Annotated in this window: 21 protein-coding genes; 11 read left to right on the forward strand and 10 right to left on the reverse strand. The window is 69.2% G+C overall.

Annotation, left to right across the window (positions count from 1 at the left end; genetic code table 11):
- Nucleotides 1-22: 22 nt before the first annotated feature.
- Genes F9C12_RS14210 through F9C12_RS14220 form a run of 3 tightly spaced genes read right to left on the reverse strand, consistent with a single transcriptional unit; the run spans nucleotide 23 to nucleotide 1,333 of the window.
- On the reverse strand, nucleotides 23-844 hold the full coding sequence (locus F9C12_RS14210) for a class I SAM-dependent methyltransferase (protein WP_409466179.1): 822 nt from the start codon (nucleotides 842-844) through the stop codon (nucleotides 23-25).
- Nucleotides 841-1,167, reverse strand: coding sequence for a VOC family protein (locus tag F9C12_RS14215; protein WP_409182440.1), 327 nt, complete (start codon nucleotides 1,165-1,167; stop codon nucleotides 841-843). The genes F9C12_RS14210 and F9C12_RS14215 overlap by 4 nt, the downstream gene beginning before the upstream one ends.
- Before the next feature lies 1 nt (nucleotide 1,168).
- Entirely contained in the window at nucleotides 1,169-1,333 is a 165-nt protein-coding gene (locus F9C12_RS14220) for a ribbon-helix-helix protein, CopG family (protein ID WP_409182441.1), read from the reverse strand.
- A gap of 69 nt (nucleotides 1,334-1,402) precedes the next feature.
- On the opposite strand from F9C12_RS14220, the gene F9C12_RS14225 reads away from it, so the two are divergent.
- The 3 genes from F9C12_RS14225 to F9C12_RS14235 all read left to right on the forward strand — a co-directional run bounded on the left by F9C12_RS14225 (nucleotide 1,403) and on the right by F9C12_RS14235 (nucleotide 3,981).
- A complete protein-coding gene (locus F9C12_RS14225; RefSeq protein WP_162836019.1) occupies nucleotides 1,403-1,579 on the forward strand; it encodes a hypothetical protein in 177 nt (58 codons plus the stop codon).
- Between the two features lie 138 nt (nucleotides 1,580-1,717).
- The gene (locus F9C12_RS14230) at nucleotides 1,718-2,050 is read left to right on the forward strand and encodes a type VII secretion target (RefSeq protein WP_409466180.1); all 333 of its coding nucleotides are present in this window, start codon (nucleotides 1,718-1,720) and stop codon (nucleotides 2,048-2,050) included.
- A complete protein-coding gene (locus tag F9C12_RS14235; protein ID WP_409466181.1) occupies nucleotides 2,047-3,981 on the forward strand; it encodes a hypothetical protein in 1,935 nt (644 codons plus the stop codon). Before F9C12_RS14230 ends, F9C12_RS14235 begins: the two co-directional genes overlap by 4 nt.
- Before the next feature lie 88 nt (nucleotides 3,982-4,069).
- Here F9C12_RS14235 and alc read toward each other — a convergent pair whose 3' ends face one another.
- On the reverse strand, nucleotides 4,070-5,089 hold the full coding sequence (gene alc, locus F9C12_RS14240; protein WP_409466182.1) for an allantoicase: 1,020 nt from the start codon (nucleotides 5,087-5,089) through the stop codon (nucleotides 4,070-4,072).
- A 4-nt stretch (nucleotides 5,090-5,093) separates the two neighbouring features.
- Nucleotides 5,094-6,422 carry an allantoinase AllB gene (allB, locus tag F9C12_RS14245; protein ID WP_409466183.1) on the reverse strand — a complete coding sequence of 443 codons (1,329 nt, stop codon included), beginning with the start codon at nucleotides 6,420-6,422 and terminating at the stop codon, nucleotides 5,094-5,096.
- Nucleotides 6,423-6,530: 108 nt separating this feature from the next.
- On the opposite strand from allB, the gene F9C12_RS14250 reads away from it, so the two are divergent.
- The 7 genes from F9C12_RS14250 to F9C12_RS14280 all read left to right on the forward strand — a co-directional run bounded on the left by F9C12_RS14250 (nucleotide 6,531) and on the right by F9C12_RS14280 (nucleotide 11,208).
- Nucleotides 6,531-7,007 carry a helix-turn-helix domain-containing protein gene (locus F9C12_RS14250; protein WP_409182446.1) on the forward strand — a complete coding sequence of 159 codons (477 nt, stop codon included), beginning with the start codon at nucleotides 6,531-6,533 and terminating at the stop codon, nucleotides 7,005-7,007.
- A 92-nt stretch (nucleotides 7,008-7,099) separates the two neighbouring features.
- On the forward strand, nucleotides 7,100-7,585 hold the full coding sequence (uraD, locus tag F9C12_RS14255; protein ID WP_409466184.1) for a 2-oxo-4-hydroxy-4-carboxy-5-ureidoimidazoline decarboxylase: 486 nt from the start codon (nucleotides 7,100-7,102) through the stop codon (nucleotides 7,583-7,585).
- On the forward strand, nucleotides 7,582-7,899 hold the full coding sequence (gene uraH, locus F9C12_RS14260; protein WP_409182448.1) for a hydroxyisourate hydrolase: 318 nt from the start codon (nucleotides 7,582-7,584) through the stop codon (nucleotides 7,897-7,899). The genes uraD and uraH overlap by 4 nt, the downstream gene beginning before the upstream one ends.
- Before the next feature lies 1 nt (nucleotide 7,900).
- Nucleotides 7,901-8,791 (forward strand): factor-independent urate hydroxylase, encoded by an 891-nt coding sequence (gene pucL, locus F9C12_RS14265; RefSeq protein ID WP_409182449.1) that lies wholly within the window; start codon nucleotides 7,901-7,903, stop codon nucleotides 8,789-8,791.
- Nucleotides 8,792-8,862: 71 nt separating this feature from the next.
- Nucleotides 8,863-10,209, forward strand: a complete 1,347-nt coding sequence (locus F9C12_RS14270; RefSeq protein WP_409466185.1) for a nucleobase:cation symporter-2 family protein — start codon at nucleotides 8,863-8,865, stop codon at nucleotides 10,207-10,209.
- The gene (locus F9C12_RS14275) at nucleotides 10,206-10,814 is read left to right on the forward strand and encodes a TetR/AcrR family transcriptional regulator (protein ID WP_409466186.1); all 609 of its coding nucleotides are present in this window, start codon (nucleotides 10,206-10,208) and stop codon (nucleotides 10,812-10,814) included. Before F9C12_RS14270 ends, F9C12_RS14275 begins: the two co-directional genes overlap by 4 nt.
- 37 nt (nucleotides 10,815-10,851) lie before the next feature.
- Complete coding sequence (locus F9C12_RS14280; RefSeq protein WP_409466187.1) at nucleotides 10,852-11,208, forward strand: twin-arginine translocase TatA/TatE family subunit; 357 nt, start codon at nucleotides 10,852-10,854, stop codon at nucleotides 11,206-11,208.
- Here F9C12_RS14280 and F9C12_RS14285 read toward each other — a convergent pair whose 3' ends face one another.
- From F9C12_RS14285 to htpG, 3 genes are all read right to left on the reverse strand, one after another.
- Entirely contained in the window at nucleotides 11,209-11,895 is a 687-nt protein-coding gene (locus tag F9C12_RS14285; protein WP_409466188.1) for a DUF998 domain-containing protein, read from the reverse strand.
- Between the two features lie 255 nt (nucleotides 11,896-12,150).
- Nucleotides 12,151-13,491 carry an 8-oxoguanine deaminase gene (locus F9C12_RS14290; RefSeq protein ID WP_409466189.1) on the reverse strand — a complete coding sequence of 447 codons (1,341 nt, stop codon included), beginning with the start codon at nucleotides 13,489-13,491 and terminating at the stop codon, nucleotides 12,151-12,153.
- A gap of 66 nt (nucleotides 13,492-13,557) precedes the next feature.
- A complete protein-coding gene (gene htpG / locus F9C12_RS14295; RefSeq protein WP_409182455.1) occupies nucleotides 13,558-15,438 on the reverse strand; it encodes a molecular chaperone HtpG in 1,881 nt (626 codons plus the stop codon).
- Between the two features lie 131 nt (nucleotides 15,439-15,569).
- On the opposite strand from htpG, the gene F9C12_RS14300 reads away from it, so the two are divergent.
- A complete protein-coding gene (locus F9C12_RS14300) occupies nucleotides 15,570-15,980 on the forward strand; it encodes a nuclear transport factor 2 family protein (RefSeq protein WP_409466190.1) in 411 nt (136 codons plus the stop codon).
- A gap of 49 nt (nucleotides 15,981-16,029) precedes the next feature.
- On the opposite strand, the gene F9C12_RS14305 is transcribed toward F9C12_RS14300, so the two are convergent.
- Together F9C12_RS14305 and aceB are read right to left on the reverse strand one after the other, a co-directional pair.
- Entirely contained in the window at nucleotides 16,030-17,226 is a 1,197-nt protein-coding gene (locus tag F9C12_RS14305; protein WP_409466191.1) for a DUF6986 family protein, read from the reverse strand.
- Nucleotides 17,226-18,800 carry a malate synthase A gene (gene aceB / locus F9C12_RS14310; protein WP_409466192.1) on the reverse strand — a complete coding sequence of 525 codons (1,575 nt, stop codon included), beginning with the start codon at nucleotides 18,798-18,800 and terminating at the stop codon, nucleotides 17,226-17,228. Before aceB ends, F9C12_RS14305 begins: the two co-directional genes overlap by 1 nt.
- Between the last annotated feature and the right edge of the window lie 21 nt (nucleotides 18,801-18,821).

Below are 18,821 nucleotides of genomic sequence, written 5' to 3' on the forward strand. Positions count from 1 at the left end.
GTCGAATACCGCGAGACCGGCTTCAGCTGACGGTCGCCACCAGGAACTCCTCCCCCGACGTCGTCAGCCCGTCCGGACGGCCCGACAGATACCGCTGGCTCAGCTCGGCCGCACTGACATGCTGGACGTCCTCAAACCCGCACTCCCGCGCGAAATCCAGCATCTCGTCCGGAGCGAAGAAGCTCACGAACGGCGTCCCGGCCGCCTTCGCGCCCTTCATCGCCGCCGCCCGGGCCGCGCGGTCGGGTTCGTCCAGGTACTCCTCCGGCATCTGGAACGTCATCGCCACCACGGTGCCCGGCGCGAACCCGGCGAGCGCGCGCAACGTCGCGGCGTTGGCCTCACGCGTCAAGTACATGCTGACTCCGGTGGACGCCACCACGGCAGGCTTCGAGACCTCGAAACCGTTGGCGGCCAAGCGTTCCGGCCACTGTTCGCCGGATTCGAAGTCGACCGGCACGAAGCGGTGCGGCGCGGGCAGCCCGAGTTCGGCCAGCCGCGCGCGCTTCCACTCCTGCGTGCCCGGCTGGTCGATCTCGAACACCCGGACGCCCAGTTCCGGCTCGCGCTGCGCGAACGTGTCCAGCCCGGCGCCGAGCAAGACGTACTGCGAGACCCCGCGTTCGCGCACCAGATCCTCGACAAACCGGCTGCGCACCGCGATTCCCGCGCGGAACCCGCGGGTGAAGGCGAGGTCCATGTCCGGCCGGGACCGCCAGTCCGGACCGGGATCGGCCAGCCGGAGGCCGATCTCGTCGACCAGCACGTGCGGCGGCGGATCGGCGAGCACGTGCAGCGCGCGCCACAACGCCACGCGCACCGCGGTGTGGTCGGGCTCGCTCACTTCGGGGCCCGCAGAACCCAGGTGCGGCCGTCCGGATCCCGCACGGTCATCTCGCGCGTGCCGTAGTGGGTGTCCTCGAACGGGGTGACGACGTCGAGTTCCGCGTCGACCGATTCGTCCGGCACCGCCACCACGAGGCTCGTCCGCGGCTCCTGGCTTTCCGGGACCTCGGCGACGAACACCGGCGGGCCGTCGCCGTTCGACAGCTGGCCCGAGTTGTGGTCGGTCTCGAAATCGAGGCTGAAACCGACGCGCTGCAGGAACTTCGCGGTCTTGCCCCAGTTGTGCGTTTCCAGGAAGAGCGTGGTGATGCCGTCGCTCATGTCAGCCGTCCTCTCGTTGTTCCGGCGGGGAGCCGAGATAAGCCCGCAAGGCCGCGGCGACCAGCGCGGACAGCGACTGCTCGGTCTCGATCGCCCGGTACTTCACCTGCTTGATCAGCTCTACCGGCAGGTAGACGTTGAATTGCTTGACCTCTTCACCGGTCATTCTAGGATGCTAGCAACCTAGCCGACGGCAAGCAAGGGCGGCGGAAGGCCGCCATGAGAGGGTGGAGGCATGGCGAAACCCTCCGGGCTGCAGATCAGGAACATCGTCGCCGCCGTCCTGATGGCTGCCGCGTTCGTGTTCAACCTGGTGACCGGCGGCCCGTGGTGGGTCACCGCGATCGTCGGCGTCGCGGCTCTGCTGTCGTCCTTCTCCGCCTACCTGAACCGGCCCAGCGCGCGCGGCTGACCCGTCCGGGCAGCCCGGCCCGGACGCTCGGGCAGGAAGATCGTCCCGTTCAGCCGTCGTCCGCACGGACGTCGCCTCCGGTTCAGCCGCCGCTGCTCTACTCGGCGCGGCCCGATCGCGGCAGGCGAAGGAGTGTTGGTGGCAGGGAACGGCTTCACCGTCCACCCGGACGAGTTGCACAAATTCAGCGACTACCTCGACAAGACGACCGTGCCCGCGGTGGACGACTCCGCGAAGGCGGTGGACGACGCCAACGGCGGCGACATCGACGCGTTCGGCGTCGTGCTCGCGCAGGTGCTCGCCATTCCCGCGCGGATCGCGCTGAAGGCCGTCTCCGACAATCTGCACGGCGTCGCGAAGGACGTGACCGACAGCGCGGACAAGACGCGCCAGGCCAGCGAGCAGTACCGCAAGGGCGACCAGGACCTCGCGAAGGCGTTCGACAAGTTCAAGCCGGAGCAGGTGAAATGAGCGCCGTCGTTCCCATCACCGAGTCGAACAGCACCACCGGCGCGGGAGTCGCGGACAGCTGGCACAGCGTCGTCTCGTCGATCCAGGAGATCCAGCACCTGCACGGCGCGGACGCCGCCGCGGTGGGGGTCGAACTCGGCGTGTCGATCGTCGGCGCGATCGCGGACACCGCGGCCTTCGTCCTCGACCCGTTCGGCAAGCTGATCGCGGCCGGGCTCGGCTGGCTGATCGAGCACATTTCCTTCCTCAAGGAGGGCCTCGACAAGCTGGCCGGCGACCCCGCGGCGATCAAGAAGATGGCCGAGGAACTGCACAAGACCGCGCAGAACCTGCGCAACGCGGCGAAGGACCTCGACACCACGCTGCAGCAGACTGTCGTCAGCTGGCAGGGCGAGGGCGCGGAGGCATTCAAGAAGAACATCGGCGACCGGCGCGGCCAGATCGACAGCGCCGGACAGGCGGTCGACGTCGCGGGCTACGTCGTGGAGACGACGATGGCCCTGGTCACCGTGGTGCGCTCGCTGATCCGCGACCTGATCACGACGTTCCTCGGCGACGTCATCGCGACCATGCTGATCGCGCTCGCGATGGCGGCGTTCACGTTCGGCGCGTCGATCGTCGTCGGGGTGGGCAACGTGATCCGGTCGGGGATCTCGCTGGCGCTGACGATCACGTCCAAGATCGCCCGGATAGTCGGCCTCGGCGGCCGGACCGCGAGCCGCCTGGCGCAACTGGCGGAGAAGGTCAAGCCCTCGCGCGGCGGCGGCTCGCACGGCGGCGGGAACAACCACGAGATGACCGACCTGGGCGGCAACCACGGCGGCGGGAACCACGGCGGCGGAGGCGGGGGAACCGGCGGCCAGGGCGGGCACGGCGGGAACAACACGCCGCACGAAGACGCTCCCGGCGGCAACAACCATCACGAGGATCCGCCGGGCGGGAACAACCACCACGAAGACCCGCCAGGCGGGAACACCCCGCACGAAGACACTCCCGGCGGCGGAAACCACGACAACACGCCCGGCGGCAACAACCACCACGAAGACACTCCGGGCGGGAACAACCACCACGAGGACTCGCCGGGCGGGAACAACAATCCGCACGAGGAGCGGCCGAACAACCAGCCGCACGAGGACGATCCGTTCGACACCTGGCTGGCCGCGGACCAGCACTTCAACCCGCCGCCCAACCGTCCGCACGACACCCCGGGCGGCACCCCCCACCACGAGGACTCCCCCGGCGGCAACCACCACGAGAATTCGCCGGGCACCAACTCCGGCCACGACAACACCCCGGGCGGGAACGGCCACCACGAGGACGCCCCTGGCGGCACCAACCATCACGAAGACCCGCCCGGCGGCAACACGAACCACGAAAACACGCCCGGTGGCAACAGCCACCACGAGGATCCGCCAGGCAACAACACCCCGCACGAAGACACGCCAGGCGGGAACAACACCAATCACGAAGACACCCCGGGCGGCAACAACCACCACGAAAACACCCCGGGCGGCAACAACCACGAGAACCCTCAAGGCACGGGCGGCGGAGGCAACACGGGCGGCGGAGGCGGGTCCAGCCCGCAGTCCCCGTTCAAGCCGTACGAGTTCAGCTGGATGAAGAAGCACGAAAGCTGGCTCGAGAACATGTGCAACCTCCCCCAGGTCCAGAAGTACACCGGCGGGAAGAACGTCTGGAAGGACATCGTCAAGGCCCCGGAGGAGTACTTCAAGAAGCACCCGGACGTCTACCCCTTCCTCAAGGGCCTCGCCGACGCCAAGAGCAGCAAGAACTTCGTCGGCTGGGTCGGCAAGGACGCGATCAACTTCGACAAGGCGATCACCGACATCCACATGCAGGCCGAGGAAGCCTGGAAGGCCTCGGACGAACAGTGGCGCCAGGAGCATCCGGACCCCGCCGGCGCGGAGTGACAGACCGAGGGCCGCCTTGAGGGAATCTGATTCCCTCAAGGCGGTCCTCACGGACGTTTGCCAGCAGAGACCGGAAGGGGCGGGAAGCTCAGTCGGACGTCTCGGCGAACCGCGCGGTCATGGCTTCCCGGCCGCGTTTGCTCAGTTCGCCGAACAGCCGCAGCCGGGCGAGGCCGCCGTCGGGGTAGATGTCCAGCCGGATTTCGGTTACCTCGGGGCCGTCGTCCGTCAGGGCGAACCGGTGCCGGGTGTCGGGCTGCAACCTGGTGCGCGGCAACAGTTCCACCCACTCGCCCTCGTCCAGGCGGCCGCTCACCGACGCCCAGCCGGGCGCGTTTCCCTTGAGGTTGCTGGTGTCCAGCTCGACGAACCGGATCAAGCCCGCGCCCGCCAGGCGCACCGTCGCCCAGTCGTTGCCGTCGTCGCGGCGGCGGGCGGTTTCCCAGCCCTCCGCCTGGTGCGCGGCCAGACCCGGCGACAGCATGTTGTTCGGCGACGAATAGAACATGTCGCTGCATCCGGTGACGACCGCGCCGTTCTCCAGCGCCGCCAAGTCCAGCGAGCGCGGGTCGAGCAACGCCGGATCCGGCACCGGCGAACCGTGCACGCGCAGTCGCGCGACGCCGCCGTCGGGGTGCTGGGTGAGGCGCACGTGGGTGTAGCGGCGCGGGGACGTCACCTTGTAGAAGTTCTCCGAGTCGCCGACCGCCGGTTCGTGGTCGACCAGGACGTCCCAGTCGGCGTCGTGGAGTTCGGCCGCGCTCGGGTAGCCAGGAACCGACGTCGCCGCCACGGACACGAACGGCGGGTAGTTGCCCTTGAAGAACGCCGTGTCCACCACCACCCCGGACACCACGCCGCCGAGGCCGAGGCGGACCAGGGCGTGGTCGTCGCCGGGTTCGCGGTGCCGCCGGGTCTCCCAGCCGTCGTACACCTGGCCCTTCGGGCCGAACGTTTCGGCGCGGTGCGCCGGCCGCCACGGGTTGACCAGGTTTTCCTTTTCGGCGAACAGTTCGTCGCTCGCCCACATCACGGTGCCCCCGAACAGGCGCGAGGCCAGATCGGGCTGGGCAGTCCACTCCGGACGGTCGGACACGTGCTCCTCCATCTCTTCAGCAATCGCCCCGGGTCAGCAAAGTCCCCCTCGGTTCGTCGCCGGTCACCGGTTCGCCGCGCAGCCACGTGCCGCGCACGACGCCGGCCAGCGGACGCTGGTCGTACGCGCTCACCGGGTTGCGGTGGGCGAGTTTCGCGACGTCCACGACAAACGCTTCGTCCGGCGCGAACACGCAGAAATCGGCGTCGCCGCCCGCTTCCAGTTTGCCCTTGCGCCTCATCCCGACCTGCGCGGCCGGCCGCTCGGCCATCCAGCGCACCACGTCGACCAGGCTGAAGCCGCGTTGCCGGGCCTGGGTCCAGATCGCGGGCAACCCGAGCTGCAGACTGGAAATACCGCCCCAAGCGAGGCCGAAATCGCCGGTGTCAAAGCGTTTCAGCTCCGGCGTGCACGGCGAATGGTCGCTCACGATCGTGTCGATCACCCCGTCGGCCAACCCCTGCCACAGCAATTCCCGGTTCGCCGCCTCGCGAATCGGCGGGCAGCACTTGAATTGCGTTGCCCCGTCCCGGATTTCCTCCGCGACGAACGACAGGTAATGCGGGCAGGTTTCCACCGACAGCGCGACCCCTTCGCGCCGGGCACTGGCGATCAGCGGCAGAGCGTCCGAAGAGGACAGATGCAGGATGTGCGCGCGGGCGCCCGTGCGCCGGGCCGCCTCGATCACGTGCGTGATGGCCAGGTTTTCCGCGCCGCGCGGACGGGAACCGAGGAAGTCCTGGTACTTCTCGCCGTGCGGATCGGGTGCTGCGTCGATCGCGTCGGAATCCTCCGCGTGCACGATCATCTGCGCGTCGAACGACTTCAGCTCGCGCATCGCCGATTCCAGGCCGGCCGCGTCCAGCGGCGGGAATTCGTCCACACCGGAGTGCAGCAGGAAGCACTTGAAGCCGAACACGCCCTCGTCGTGCAACCCGCGCAAATCGCCTTCGTTGCCCGGAATCGCGCCGCCCCAGAACCCGACGTCGACGTGCACGCGACCGCTCGCCGCCTTGCGCTTGACCTCCAGCGCGGCAACGTCGACCGTCGGCGGCAGGCTGTTGAGCGGCATGTCCACGATCGTCGTGACGCCGCCGGCGGCGGCCGCGCGCGTCGCGGTTTCGAAGCCCTCCCACTCGGCCCGGCCGGGGTCGTTGACGTGCACGTGGGTGTCCACGAGACCGGGCAGCAGCACCTCGTCCTCGGCCAGTTCGACGACCCGCGTGCCCGCCATCTCGACAACCCCGGCTTCCACGGCGACAATCCGGCCGTCGCGCACGCCGATCGTCGCCGGCCCGAGACCGCCGGGGGTCACCGCACGCGCGGCCCGCACCACGAGGTCCATCGACGGCACCCTCCAGTTCCACGTTACGGAAATAGTCTTTCGCTCACCGAGATTAGACACGTCCTTCCCGGCTCGTCAACGCCGTCCCTCCCACGTTACGGTCACCCGGTGGAGTTGGAAGCCGAGTTCACCAGCGAGCCGTTCCGCGGCGAGGGCGCGCCGCCGGAGCACGCCGTCCGCGCCCGCGACGCCGCCGACGCGGCCGGGCTCGACACCGACTTCGGCCCGCTCGGCACCCTGGCCCGCGGGAGCGCCGACGAGCTGTTCGCCGCGTTGCCGTCGATCGCCCGCGCCGCCCTCGAAGGCGGGGCCACCCGGGTGACGCTGCAACTGCGCCGGACCGACGATTCCGACGCGAGCCCGGCCGTCGAACTCAACAGCGCGCTGGCGCGGTTGATCTCCGACGTGGAACGCGAACTCGGCTCGAAACTCCGCGATCTCGACCGCCCGGAAAAACAGCGCGCGGTCCGCCTGCTGCGCGAGCGAGGGGCCTTCAACCTGCGGAAATCGGTTTCGGCCGTCGCCGAGGAACTGGGCGTCACGCGGTTCACGGTCTACAACTACCTCAACCGGGAAGCCGACTGAACCAGGCGCGGGTTGCGATTCAACAAAGTGTTGACGCACGCTCGGCCCGGCCGTACGGTCAGCGGAACACCACCTCCCCGGAGGAGATTCCGTTGCCGCTCGCACTCGCCGAGTTCAACTCCGCCCCCGCCGCCGAACTCCGGCCGACGCTCACCGCCTGCCTGGCCGTGCCGCGCTGGGTCGACACGGTGCTCGCGGGCCGCCCGTACGCCGATTTCGCCGCGCTGAGCAAGGCCGCGGACAGCGCGACCCCGTTGCGCCGCAACGAGATCCGCGACGCGATCGCGGCGCATCCGAGAATCGGGGAACGGCCGAAGGGCACGGGCAGCGACGCGGACTGGTCCCGTTCGGAGCAGTCCGGCGTGGACAACGCGGACGAATTCGCCGCCGCCAACGCCGAGTACGAGGCCCGGTTCGGCCACGTGTTCCTGGTGTGCGCGAGCGGCCGCAGCGGCGAGGAGCTGCTCGCGAACCTGCGGTCCCGGCTCGGCAACGACCCGGAGACCGAACTCGACGTCGCCGGCGCGGAGCTGGCCAAGATCGCGCAACTGCGCCTGGCGAAAGCGGTATCAGCATGAGCCTCGTGACCACGCACGTCCTGGACACTTCCGCAGGCAAACCCGCCGCCGGGATCGCCGTGCGCTTCGAACGCCAGGACGGCTCACTGATCGCCGAGGGCAGCACCGACGACGACGGCCGCATCCGCGACCTCGGCCCGGACACGCTCGAGGCCGGGGTGTACCGGCTGGTCTTCGACACCGGGAGCTACCTCGGCCCGGAGGCGTTCTTCCCCGACGTCACGATCGCTTTTCGGATCGTCGACGGCACGTCGCACCACCACGTGCCGGTGCTGCTGAGCCCGTTCGCCTATTCCACCTATCGCGGGAGCTGACATGGGAATCTCGTTGGGCCCCAACCAGTACGGCAAGGCCGAGGTCCGCCTCGTCACCGTCCGGCGCACCGGCGGCGTGCACCACCTGCGCGACCTCACGGTGTCCTCGGCCCTGCGCGGCGACCTGTCGGCCACGCATCTCACCGGCGACAACTCCGCCGTGCTGGCCACCGACACCCAGAAGAACACCGTGTACGCGTTCGCCAAGCAGCAGGACGTCGGCGAGATCGAAGACTTCGCGCTGCGGCTCGGCCAGCACTTCGTCCGCACGCAGGAAAAGATCACCGGCGCGCGGATCTCCATCGAAGAGCAGGAATGGGACCGCATCACGGTGGACGGCGCGCCGCACGACCATTCGTTCAGCCGCTCCGGCGGCGAACGCCGCACCACCACCGTCACCGTGCACGCCGACCGCGCCTGGGTGGTGTCCGGAGTGGACGGTCTGACCGTGCTCAAGTCCACCGGGTCCGAATTCCACGGCTTCCCGAAAGACGAATACACCACGCTCGCCGAAACCGACGACCGCATTCTCGCCACCGCCGTGACCGCGCGCTGGCGCTACGAGGGCTTCACCGGGATCGACTGGGCCAAGAGCCATCGGGAGATCCGGCGGACGCTTCTGGAAACGTTCGCCACCAAGCACAGTCTTTCGCTGCAGCAGACCCTGTACGCGATGGGCGAAGCCGTGCTCAAGGCACGGCCGGAAGTAGCCGAAATCCGGTTCTCCCTGCCCAACAAGCACCATTTCCTCGTCGATCTAAGCCCCTTCGGCCTCGAGAACTCAGGCGAGGTGTTCTACGCCGCCGACCGCCCGTACGGCCTCATCGAAGGCACGGTGGTCCGCGACGAAGCCGAAGAGCCCGGCCCGGCCTGGACCGACGCCGTGCTCTAGCCCCGCCCCTCGTGAGTGGCAATCACGGTTCTAACCGTGAACGCCACTCACGACACTCCCCGGGAGAGCGCATGTCAGACACACAGGCACCTCCTTCTCGGCACCCCGTGGACGCGGCGCCTCCGCTGCCGCAGTTGATCCTCGGAGGAATCCAGCACGTAGCGGCCATGTACGCCGGAGTGGTGGCGCCACCGCTCGTCATCGGCGCGGCCGTCGGCCTCTCCCCCGGCCAGCTCGCGCTGCTGATCAGCGCGGCGCTGTTCACCGCGGGACTGGCCACCCTGTTGCAGACCCTCGGCTTCTGGCGCTTCGGCGCGAGACTGCCGCTGGTCAACGGCGTCACTTTCGCCGCGGTCGCACCGATCCTGTCCATCGCGGCGCAGCATCGCGACGGCAACGCGCTGGGCGTCGTTTACGGCGCCACGCTCGCCGGCGGCGTGTTCGTAGTGTTCGCCGCACCGTTTTTCTCCAAGCTGACGCGGTTTTTCCCGCCGGTGGTGACGGGGACGGTCATCACGCTCATCGGGATTTCGCTGCTGCCGGTCGCCGTGCAGTGGATCGCCGCGCAGCACAAATCGGCCAAGCCCAGCGGGTTGGTGCTGGCCGGGATCACGCTGGTCGCGGTGCTCGTCTTCACCCGGTTCCTGACCGGGTTCTGGAGCCGGATCGCGCTGCTGCTCGGCCTGGTCGTGGGCACCGTCGCGGCGTGGCCGATGGGCCAAGTCGACACGTCGACGCTGCGGCAGGCCCCGGTGTTCGGCATCGTGACCCCGTTCCACTTCGGCACGCCCGCGTTCGACATCGCGGCGATCGTCTCGATGCTCATCGTGATGCTCGTGGTGATGGCGGAAAGCACCGCCGACCTGCTGGCGCTCGGCGAAATCGTGGACCGGCCGACCACCAGCCGCGTGCTGGCCGACGGCCTGCGCGCGGACGGGCTCTCCACCGCCGTCGGCACGATCTTCGGCGGATTCGCCTGCACGGCGTTCGCGCAGAACATCGGGCTCGTGTCGCTCACCCGGATGGTGAGCCGGTACGTGGTCGCGGCCAGCGGCGTCGTGCTCGTGCTGCTGGGCGTTTTCCCGGTGACCGGCGGGATCATCGCGCTGGTGCCGCAGCCGGTGCTCGGCGGGGCCGGGCTGGTGCTGTTCGGCAGCGTCGCGGTGAGCGGCGTCCGGACGCTGGCGAAGGCGTCGTTCGAGCATCCGGTCAACGTCGCGATCGTCGCCGCGTCGCTCGGCGTCGGGCTGATCCCAATCGCCGTGCCGGACTTCTACTCCGGGTTCCCGGCCGCGCTGCAGGTCGTGCTCAACTCCGGGATCAGCGCGGGCTGCGTGACCGCGGTGGTGCTCAACCTGGTGCTCCGGCCGCGTTTGATAGAACGCTCTACTGTCCAGGAGCTATCCTCGGTGTCGTGACTGGCACCAAGGACCGCATCCTCGCCGCCGGGGCGGAGTTGTTCCGGCAAGGCGGCTACGCGGGCACCGGCATGAAGCAGATCGTCGAAAAGGCCGGCGCGCCCTTCGGGTCCGTGTACCACTTCTTCCCCGGCGGCAAGGAGCAGCTGGGCGAAGAAGTGGTACGCACCTCGGGGATGCAGTACGGGCAGCTGTTCGAAGTCTTCATCACGCCGGCGCCGGACCTGATCACCGGCCTCGAGACCTTCTTCGGGGCCGCGGTCACCACGCTGCTGGAGACGGACTACGTCGAGGGCTGCCCGATCGCGACCGTCGCGCTCGAAGTGGCGACCACGAACGAACCCCTGCGCAAGGCCACCGCGGACGTGTTCGAGGCGTGGACGCGGGCGGGCACCAAGGGATTTTCCGCGTTCGGCCTTCCCGAGGAGCACGCCCGCACGCTCACGCTCGCCTTGATCACCAGCTTGGAAGGCGCGTTCGTGTTGTGCCGCTCCATGCGGACGACTGAACCGATGGCGGTGGCGGGCGCGGCCGTGGTCGACGTAGCGCGACGGCTGCTGACCGAACTGGGTGACGACGGGAAACGCCGGCCCGCGGACGGTTAAGCTGGAAGCAGCATCCGGGGTCCGCGGGAGGTGGCCGGTGTTCGGTCTCAGCATCGACCACATCGTGATCGTGCTGCTCGCCGGGTTGTTCATCCTCGGCCCGGAACGGCTGCCGGAGGCGGCGCACTGGGTCGCGCAGACCCTGAAGCGGGCGCGGGGATTCGCGGCGGGCACCAAAGCGCAGCTGGAGGCGGAACTCGGCCCGGAGTACCAGGAGCTGCGGAAACCGTTGCAGGAACTGCAGTCCCTGCGGATCGGCACCCCGCGCGCGGCCGTGACGCGGTATTTCCTCGACGACACTCCCCCGGCCGCGCCGCCAGCCGCCCAGCCGGTTCCGGCGCCGGTTCCGTTGCGGGCGAACGAGCGGCCGCCGGTCGACCCCGACGCCACCTGATCATTCGGCCGCGCGCCACGCCCATCCGGCGAGCACGAGCAGTTCGACCAGTTCCAGCACCGCCATCAGCCGTTCCACGAGCCCGGTCGCGACGGTCGGCAGATGCTGCCCGAATGCGACATTGGCCGCGAACGGAATGAGAAACGGCAGAAAGAACGGCACGGCCGCTACTGCCAAAATACGCGACCAGCGCGCATAACCCCGCCATCGCGGCGCATTCCGGTGCGTCCATCCGAGCAGCCATCCGGCCAACGGCAAACTCACGCAACTGATCCCGGTCGCGCCGAGATGCACTTTGCCGACCCACGTGACCGCATTTCCCTGCGGGTCCTTCGTGAACAACGCGACCGCCGCGAGTCCGGCGCACCAGCCGAGCATCGCGACGACCGTCAGCGCCCCGCGCAGGATCTTCCGGCGGCGCAGGACCACGGCCACCACGACCGAACCGGCCGAGGCCAGCAGCATCGCCGCCGCCCACATCCACCAGCCGGGCGTCCAGGCGTAGTCGCTGAGCATCGCGCTGACCGGGTCGATCGGGCCCCAGTAGCGGTCGACGTGCAGCACCACCAGGAACGCGGCCGCGCCCAGCACCGCGGCCACCGCCACGCCGAGCGCGCGTTTCGTTCCTTTCGCCGACGGGGCTGGCGCCAGCGCCGGGACCGGCGCCGGGGTCAGTTCTGTCGCCACTGAAGGTTCTCCGCTCGCCCGCCCGCTTTCCGGAAAGCATATCCTGGCCGCGGAGTAGTCGCTTTAGGACAGTCCACCCGAATTGCCGGGCATTCTCAGCGTCCTGCCAGAAATCGGGACTGCCCTCGCGGCCGTTCGCCGAATGCTGACGACGGGATATCCATGCCTGCGCGATACGGAATTGCCTCAGCACCGCGGCCAGTCCGAGGAAACCCAGACCCGCGCCGAGACTCGCGGTGCCGAAGTCTGAGTTCGCTACCGGTCTTCCCTCAACCGAGCGCTCGCCTTCGCCATTTCGCCCGCGATCACCGTTTCGTCCGCCGTCGTGAGCCGCCCCTGGTCCACCACAGTCTTCCCGCCCACGAACAACTTCCGCAGCGGCGGCGGCGCGGCCAGGACCAGCGCCGCGACCGGATCGTCGATGCCCGCGTAGTTCAGCCCGTTCAGGTCCCACACCGCCAGGTCCGCGAGCTTCCCCGGCTCCACCGAGCCCAGCTCGCGCTCCCGGCCGAGGCAGCGCGCGCCGCCCAGGGTGCCGAGCCACAGCGCTTCCCGGGTCGTCAAGCCTGTCGGGCCGCCGCGTTGCCGGGCCTGCAGCAACGCCTGATGCAGTTCCTCCGCCAAGCCGCCGGATTCGCTCGAAGCCGCGCCGTCGACGCCCAGCCCGACCGGGGCGCCGGCGTCCAGCAAGTCGCGCACCGGGGCGATTCCGCTGCCCAGCCGGCCGTTGGACGTCGGGCAATGCGCCGAACCCGTCGCGGTCGCGCCGAACCGGCGGATCGCGTCCGGGGCGAGGTGCACGGTGTGCGCCAGCCAGACGTCCGCCGCCAGCCAGCCCAGTTTGTCCGCGTACTCGGCGGGGGTGAGGCCGGTTTCGGCGAGGCATTGCTTTTCCTCGTCCTGGGTTTCGGCCAGGTGCGTGTGCAACCGGACGCCCTTGCGCCGCGCCAATTCGGCCGACTCGGCCATCAGCCGCTCGGTGACGGTGAACGGCGAGCACGGGCCCGCCGCGATCTGCAGGTGCGCGCCCGGCGATGCGTCGTGATAGCGGTCGATCGCGGCTTCGGTGCCGAGAAGGGCGTCCTCGGCGGTCTCGACCAGGCTGTCCGGCGGCAGCCCGCCGTCCGATTCGCCCCGGTCCATCGAGCCGCGGACCAGGTGCAGCCGCAGCCCGATCCGCTCCCGCGCGGCGACGAGCGCGGCCACCTGGTCACCGCCGCCGGACGGGAAGACGTAGTGGTGGTCGGCGACCGTGGTGCAGCCGGACAGCGCGAGCCGCGCCATTCCGGCGCTGCCCGCGGCGTGCGTGATGCCCTCGTCCAGCTTGGCCCACACCGGGTACAGCGCGACCAGCCACTCGAACAGCGGGTGGTCGGCGGCGAGACCGCGGGTGGCCCATTGGTAGAGGTGATGGTGCGTGTTGACGAGGCCGGGCGTGACGAGGCAGCCGGCGGCATCGACGCGTTCGTCCGCCGTCCCCGGGTAGACGCCGTCGCCGACGGCGGCGATGCGGTCGTCCTCGATGACGACGTGCCCGCTGCGGTACTCGGGACCGCTGACCGTCGCGATCGCGGCGTTCTCGACGACTGTCCTCATGCGACCTCCTCAAGCTCGTGAGTGGCAATCCCGGTGAGAACCGGGATTGCCACTCACGAGTACCCGTCACAACGCCTTGGCCGCGCGATCCGCCACCAGGTTCAGGAACCGGCTCGGGTCGCTCAGCTCGCCGCCCTCGGCGAGCAACGCCATGCCGTGCAGCAGTTCCGCCGTTTCGGCCAGCGAGGCGTCCTCCGGGTGCTCGGCGAACGCCTTGTGCAGCCCGGTCACCAGCGGGTGCTCCGGGTTCAGCTCCAGCACCCGCTTCACCGGCGGCAGTTCCTGCCCCATCGCGCGGTACATCTTCTCCAGCGTCGGGGTCAGATCGCCCGCGTCGCCGACGATGCAGGACGGCGACGTGGTCAGCCGCGAGGACAGCCGGACCTCCTTGACGGTGTCGGACAGCGTCGCCGACATCCACTTCAGCAGGTCGGAGTACTCGGCCTTCTTCTCCTCGGTCGTCTCGTCGCCGAGGTCGACCTCGCCCTTCGCGACCGACTGGAACGTCTTGCCGTCGAAGCCGCTCACCGCGTCGGCCCACATCTCGTCGACCGGGTCGGTGAGGATCAGCACCTCGTACCCCTTGGCGCGGAACGCTTCCAGGTGCGGCGAGTTCTCGATGGTGGTGCGCGAATCGCCGGTCAGGTAGTAGATGTGCTCCTGGCCCTCCTTCATCCGCGACACGTAGTCGCGCAGCGAGGTGGGCTTCTCGGCGTGGTGCGTCGAGGCGAACGACGAGATCTCCAGGATCTGCTCCCGGTTCTCCGGGTCGTCGATCAGGCCTTCCTTGACCGCCCGGCCGAACTCGGCCCAGAACTTCGCGTACTTCTCGGCGTCCTCGGTCATCATGGTCTTGACCGTGGAGAGGATCTTCTTCTCCAGCCGCCGCCGGATCGCCCGGATCTGCCGGTCCTGCTGCAGGATCTCGCGCGACACGTTCAGCGACAGGTCCTGCGCGTCGACGACGCCCTTCACGAACCGCAGGTAGTTCGGCATCAGCGCTTCGCAGTCGTCCATGATGAACACGCGCTTGACGTACAGCTGCACGCCGCGCTTCGCGTCCCGCATGAACAGGTCCATCGGCGCGCGCGAGGGCAGGAACAGCAGCGCCTGGTACTCGAAGGTGCCCTCGGCCTGCATCCGGATCGTCTCGAGCGGGTCGGTCCAGTCGTGGCTGATGTGCTTGTAGAACTCGTGGTACTCCTCGTCGGAGACCTCGTCCTTCGAGCGCGCCCACAGCGCCTTCATCGAGTTGACGGTCTCGAGCCCCTCTTCGCCCTCGCCCGTCTTGGCCATCTGCACCGGCCAGGTGATGAAGTCGGAGTAGCGCTTGACGATCTCGCGCACCTTCCACGGCGACGTGTAGTCGTAGAGGTGGTCCTCGTCGTCGGCCGGCTTGAGGTGCAGCGTCACCGAGGTGCCCTGCGGCGCCTCGGAAAGCGACTCGATCGTGTAGGTGCCCTCGCCGGTGGATTCCCAGCGGACGCCCTCGTCGGCGCCCGCGCGCCGGGTCACCAGGGTGACCTTGTCGGCGACCATGAAACTGGAGTAGAAGCCGACGCCGAACTGCCCGATCAGGTCCTGCCCGGCGGATTCCTTCGACTCCTTCAGCTTGCGCAGGAAGTCGGCGGTGCCGGATTTCGCGATGGTGCCGATCAGGTTGACGACGTCGTCCCGGCTCATCCCGATGCCGTTGTCGCGCACGGTGAGGGTGCGCGCTTCGGCGTCGAGGAGGATCTCGATGTGCAGGTTGTCCGTGTCCGCCCGCAGATCCTTGTCTCGGTAGGTCTCCAGCTTCAGCTTGTCCAGCGCGTCGGAGGCGTTGGAGACCAGCTCGCGCAGGAAGATGTCCTTGTTCGAGTAGATCGAGTGGATCATCAGCTGCAGCAGCTGGCGCGCCTCGGACTGGAACTCCAGCGTTTCGACCGTCCCGGTTTCCTCAGCCATGGCTTTCGTGTTTCCTTTCGCCCCTGAAAGACCGGCGTGAAGTCTACCGAGGAGGGCCGACAGAACGAGCGGAGACCGCGAAGTCCGATTGCCGCCAGCAGTGCGGTCCCGGAATGGCGAGGCTGGTGCCCGTGACTGATCCCGCCGCCGTGCTCAACGGCATGTACCGAGCCGAAGCTGAGTATTTCGCCGCCGGCGGCCCCGGTTCGGCTTCTTTTGCCCCGCTGGCCCCGTATTTCGCCGAGGATGTCGTACTGCACCAGGCCGAGGGACTGCCTTTCGGCGGCGAGTGGCGCGGCCACTCCGGGATGGAGGAGTTCTTCCTCGCGATGAGCCGGACGTGGGAGTCGTTCGAGATCGGCGAGCAGGAGTTCCTCGCCCTCGGCGCGACGTCGGTGGTGCGCACCCAGGTCCGCGCCCGGACCCGGGCGACCGGGCGGGAGCTGGAGTTCCCGATCCTGCAGACGCTCCGGATCGAGGACGGGCGGATCGCCGAGGTGTGGCCGTTTTACTGGGACACGGCGGCGATCGCGAGTGCCTGACTCGTGAGTGCCTATCGCGGTTCTAACCGTGATAGGCACTCACGACGTCTCAGGCTTGCCGCCGCGCGTACGCCTCGATCCGGGCCACCTCGAACGGCAGCTCCGCCTCCGCCAGCGCACCGCAGTAGTACCCGCCGAGCAGATACCGCGCCAACGCCTCCGCCGTGGCAGGCTCATCGAGCACTCCGCCGGAGGTCTTCGACGCGTAGTCCTGCAGCCGCTTGGCCGCCGCCGGGGCGCCCTCGCGGTAGAAGGCGTACGTCGCCGCGTACCGGGTCGGCAGCTGGTGCGGATGCAGGTCCCAGCCCTGGTAGAACCCGTTCTCCAGCGACCGCCGCACCAGCCGCAGATGCTCCGCCCACGCGCCCGGCAGGTCGTCGCCCACCGGGAGCCGGTTGGTCGAACCGTCGGACAGCCGCACGCCCGTCCCGGCAGCCGCGACCTGCATCAGCTGCTTCGCGAAGTCGGCCGCCGGGTGCGCCATGCTCTGGTACGCCGCGCTGATGCCGAGACCCGCGCTGTAGTCGTAGGTCCCGTAGTGCAGCCCGGAACACCGGCCGTCCGCGGCCTGGATGATCCGCGCGACCGAGACCGTGCCGTCGGTCGAGAGGATCGACTGCGCGGTCTCGATCTGCACCTCGAACCGCAGTGCGCGGTCGGGGAGTCCGTACGCGGTTTCCAGCCGCCCCAACACTTCCGCGGCGACCTCGACCTGTTCGACCGCGGTGACCTTCGGCAGCGTCACCACGAATCCGTCCGGCAGCGAGCCTTCGGAGAGCAAGCCGGACAGGAACAGGTCGAGCGTCCGGATGCCGCGGCGCCGGGTCGCGGCTTCGAAGCTCTTGAACCGGATTCCGACGAACGGGGTGCCGCCGGTGGTCGCGAGGGTGCGCCCGGCGGCCTCCGCGGCCGCGTCCTCCGCTTCGTCGCCGGGACGGCCGTAGCCGTCCTCGAAGTCGATGCGGAGGTCCTCGATCGGCTCGGTGAGGAGCTTCTCGCGGACCCGCTCGGCCACCGCCGGGTCGAGGTTCAGCAGGTCGCCGTGCTCGACGAAGACCCGCATCGCCTGCTTGCCCCAGTCGGCGACCAGGCGCGTGCGGTACTGCGACGCCGGCACGTACACCGTGTGCACCGGACGACGGCCCGGAGACTCGCCGGGGTACTTCGCCGCCACGCGCGCGTCGGCCTCGGCCAACCGCGCGTCGGCGGCGGTGTAGACGTCCTCGGCGAGCCGTCCGCCGCCCATTACTGGATGTGCTCGTACGCCGGCAGGGTCAGGAAGTCCGGGAACTCGTCGGCCAGCGCGACCTGCTCGAACAGCTCGACCGCCGGCTTCAGCAGGTCGTCGGCGATCTCCGCGGCCAGCTCGCCGCGGACGTCGGCGACGACGCCGCGCACCAGCTCCGCGGTGACCTTCTCGCCGTTGTCCAGCTGCGTGCCGTTCTTGACCCACTGCCACACCTGCGACCGCGAAATCTCGGCCGTGGCGGCGTCTTCCATCAGGTTGTGGATCGCCGCCGCGCCGTTGCCGCCCAGCCACGAGGCGAGGTAGCGGATGCCGACGTCGACCGCCGCGCGCAGTCCGGCCGCGGTGGCGCTGCCCGGCGTCGAGGCGACGTCCAGCAGCTGGTCGGCGGTCACCCGCACGTCGTCGCGGGTGCGGTCCAGCTGGTTCGGCTTGTCGCCGAGGACCTTGTCGAACTCTTCCTTGCAGAGTGCGACCATGCCCGGGTGCGCGACCCACGAACCGTCGAAGCCGTCCCCGGCCTCCCGCGACTTGTCGGCGTGCACCTTCTCGAAGGCGCCCTTGTTGACCTCCGGGTCCTTGCTCGGGATGAACGCGGCCATGCCGCCGATCGCGAACGCGCCGCGCTTGTGGCAGGTGCGCACGAGCAGTTCGGTGTAGGCGCGCATGAACGGCGCGGTCATGGTGACCGAGTTGCGGTCCGGCAGCACGAACTTCTCGCCCGCGTCGCGGAAGTACTTGATGACGCTGAACAGGTAGTCCCAGCGGCCCGCGTTGAGGCCGGAGGCGTGCTCGCGCAGTTCGTAGAGGATCTCTTCCATCTCGAACGCGGCCGGGATGGTCTCGATCAGCACGGTCGCGCGGACGGTGCCGTGCGGGATGCCGAGCGCCTTCTCCGCGTGCGTGAACACGTCGTTCCACAGCCGCGCTTCGAGGTGGCTTTCCATCTTCGGCAGGTAGAAGTACGGGCCCTTGCCGCGGTTGAGCAGCTCCTGGGCGTTGTGGAAGAAGTACAGGCCGAAGTCGACCAGCGCGCCGACGCCCTTGCGGCCGCCGAAGGTCAGGTTCCGCTCGTCGAGGTGCCAGCCGCGCGGGCGGACCACGATGGTGGCGTGCTCGACGTCGGGCTTCAGCTCGTAGTGCTTGCCGTTCTGGTCGAGCGTGATCGTGCCGCGGATCGCGTCGAACAGGTTGACCTGGCCGCCCACCACGTTCGCCCAGTGCGGCGTGTTGGCGTCCTCGAAGTCGGCGAGCCACACCTTGGCGCCGGAGTTGAGGGCGTTGATGGTCATCTTGCGGTCGGTCGGGCCGGTGATCTCCACGCGGCGGTCGCGCAGCGCCTCCGGAGCGCCGGCGACCTGCCATTCGCCCTCGCGGATCTCCTTCGTCTCCGGGAGGAAATCGAGCCGTCCGGTCGTGCGGGCCTCCTCGCGCCGCTTCCCGCGCGCGACGAGGAGTTCGTCGCGCCGCGCGGCGTACTCGTCGTGCAAGCCCGCTACGAAAGCGAGGGCTTCCGGCGTCAGAATCTCGTCCCCACGCTCGACGGACCCGCCGAGAACCTGGACCTCAGACATGCGCAACACCCCGAGTAGTGC

It is taken from the genome of Amycolatopsis sp. GA6-003 (assembly GCF_046267895.1).
Classification (GTDB): domain Bacteria; phylum Actinomycetota; class Actinomycetes; order Mycobacteriales; family Pseudonocardiaceae; genus Amycolatopsis.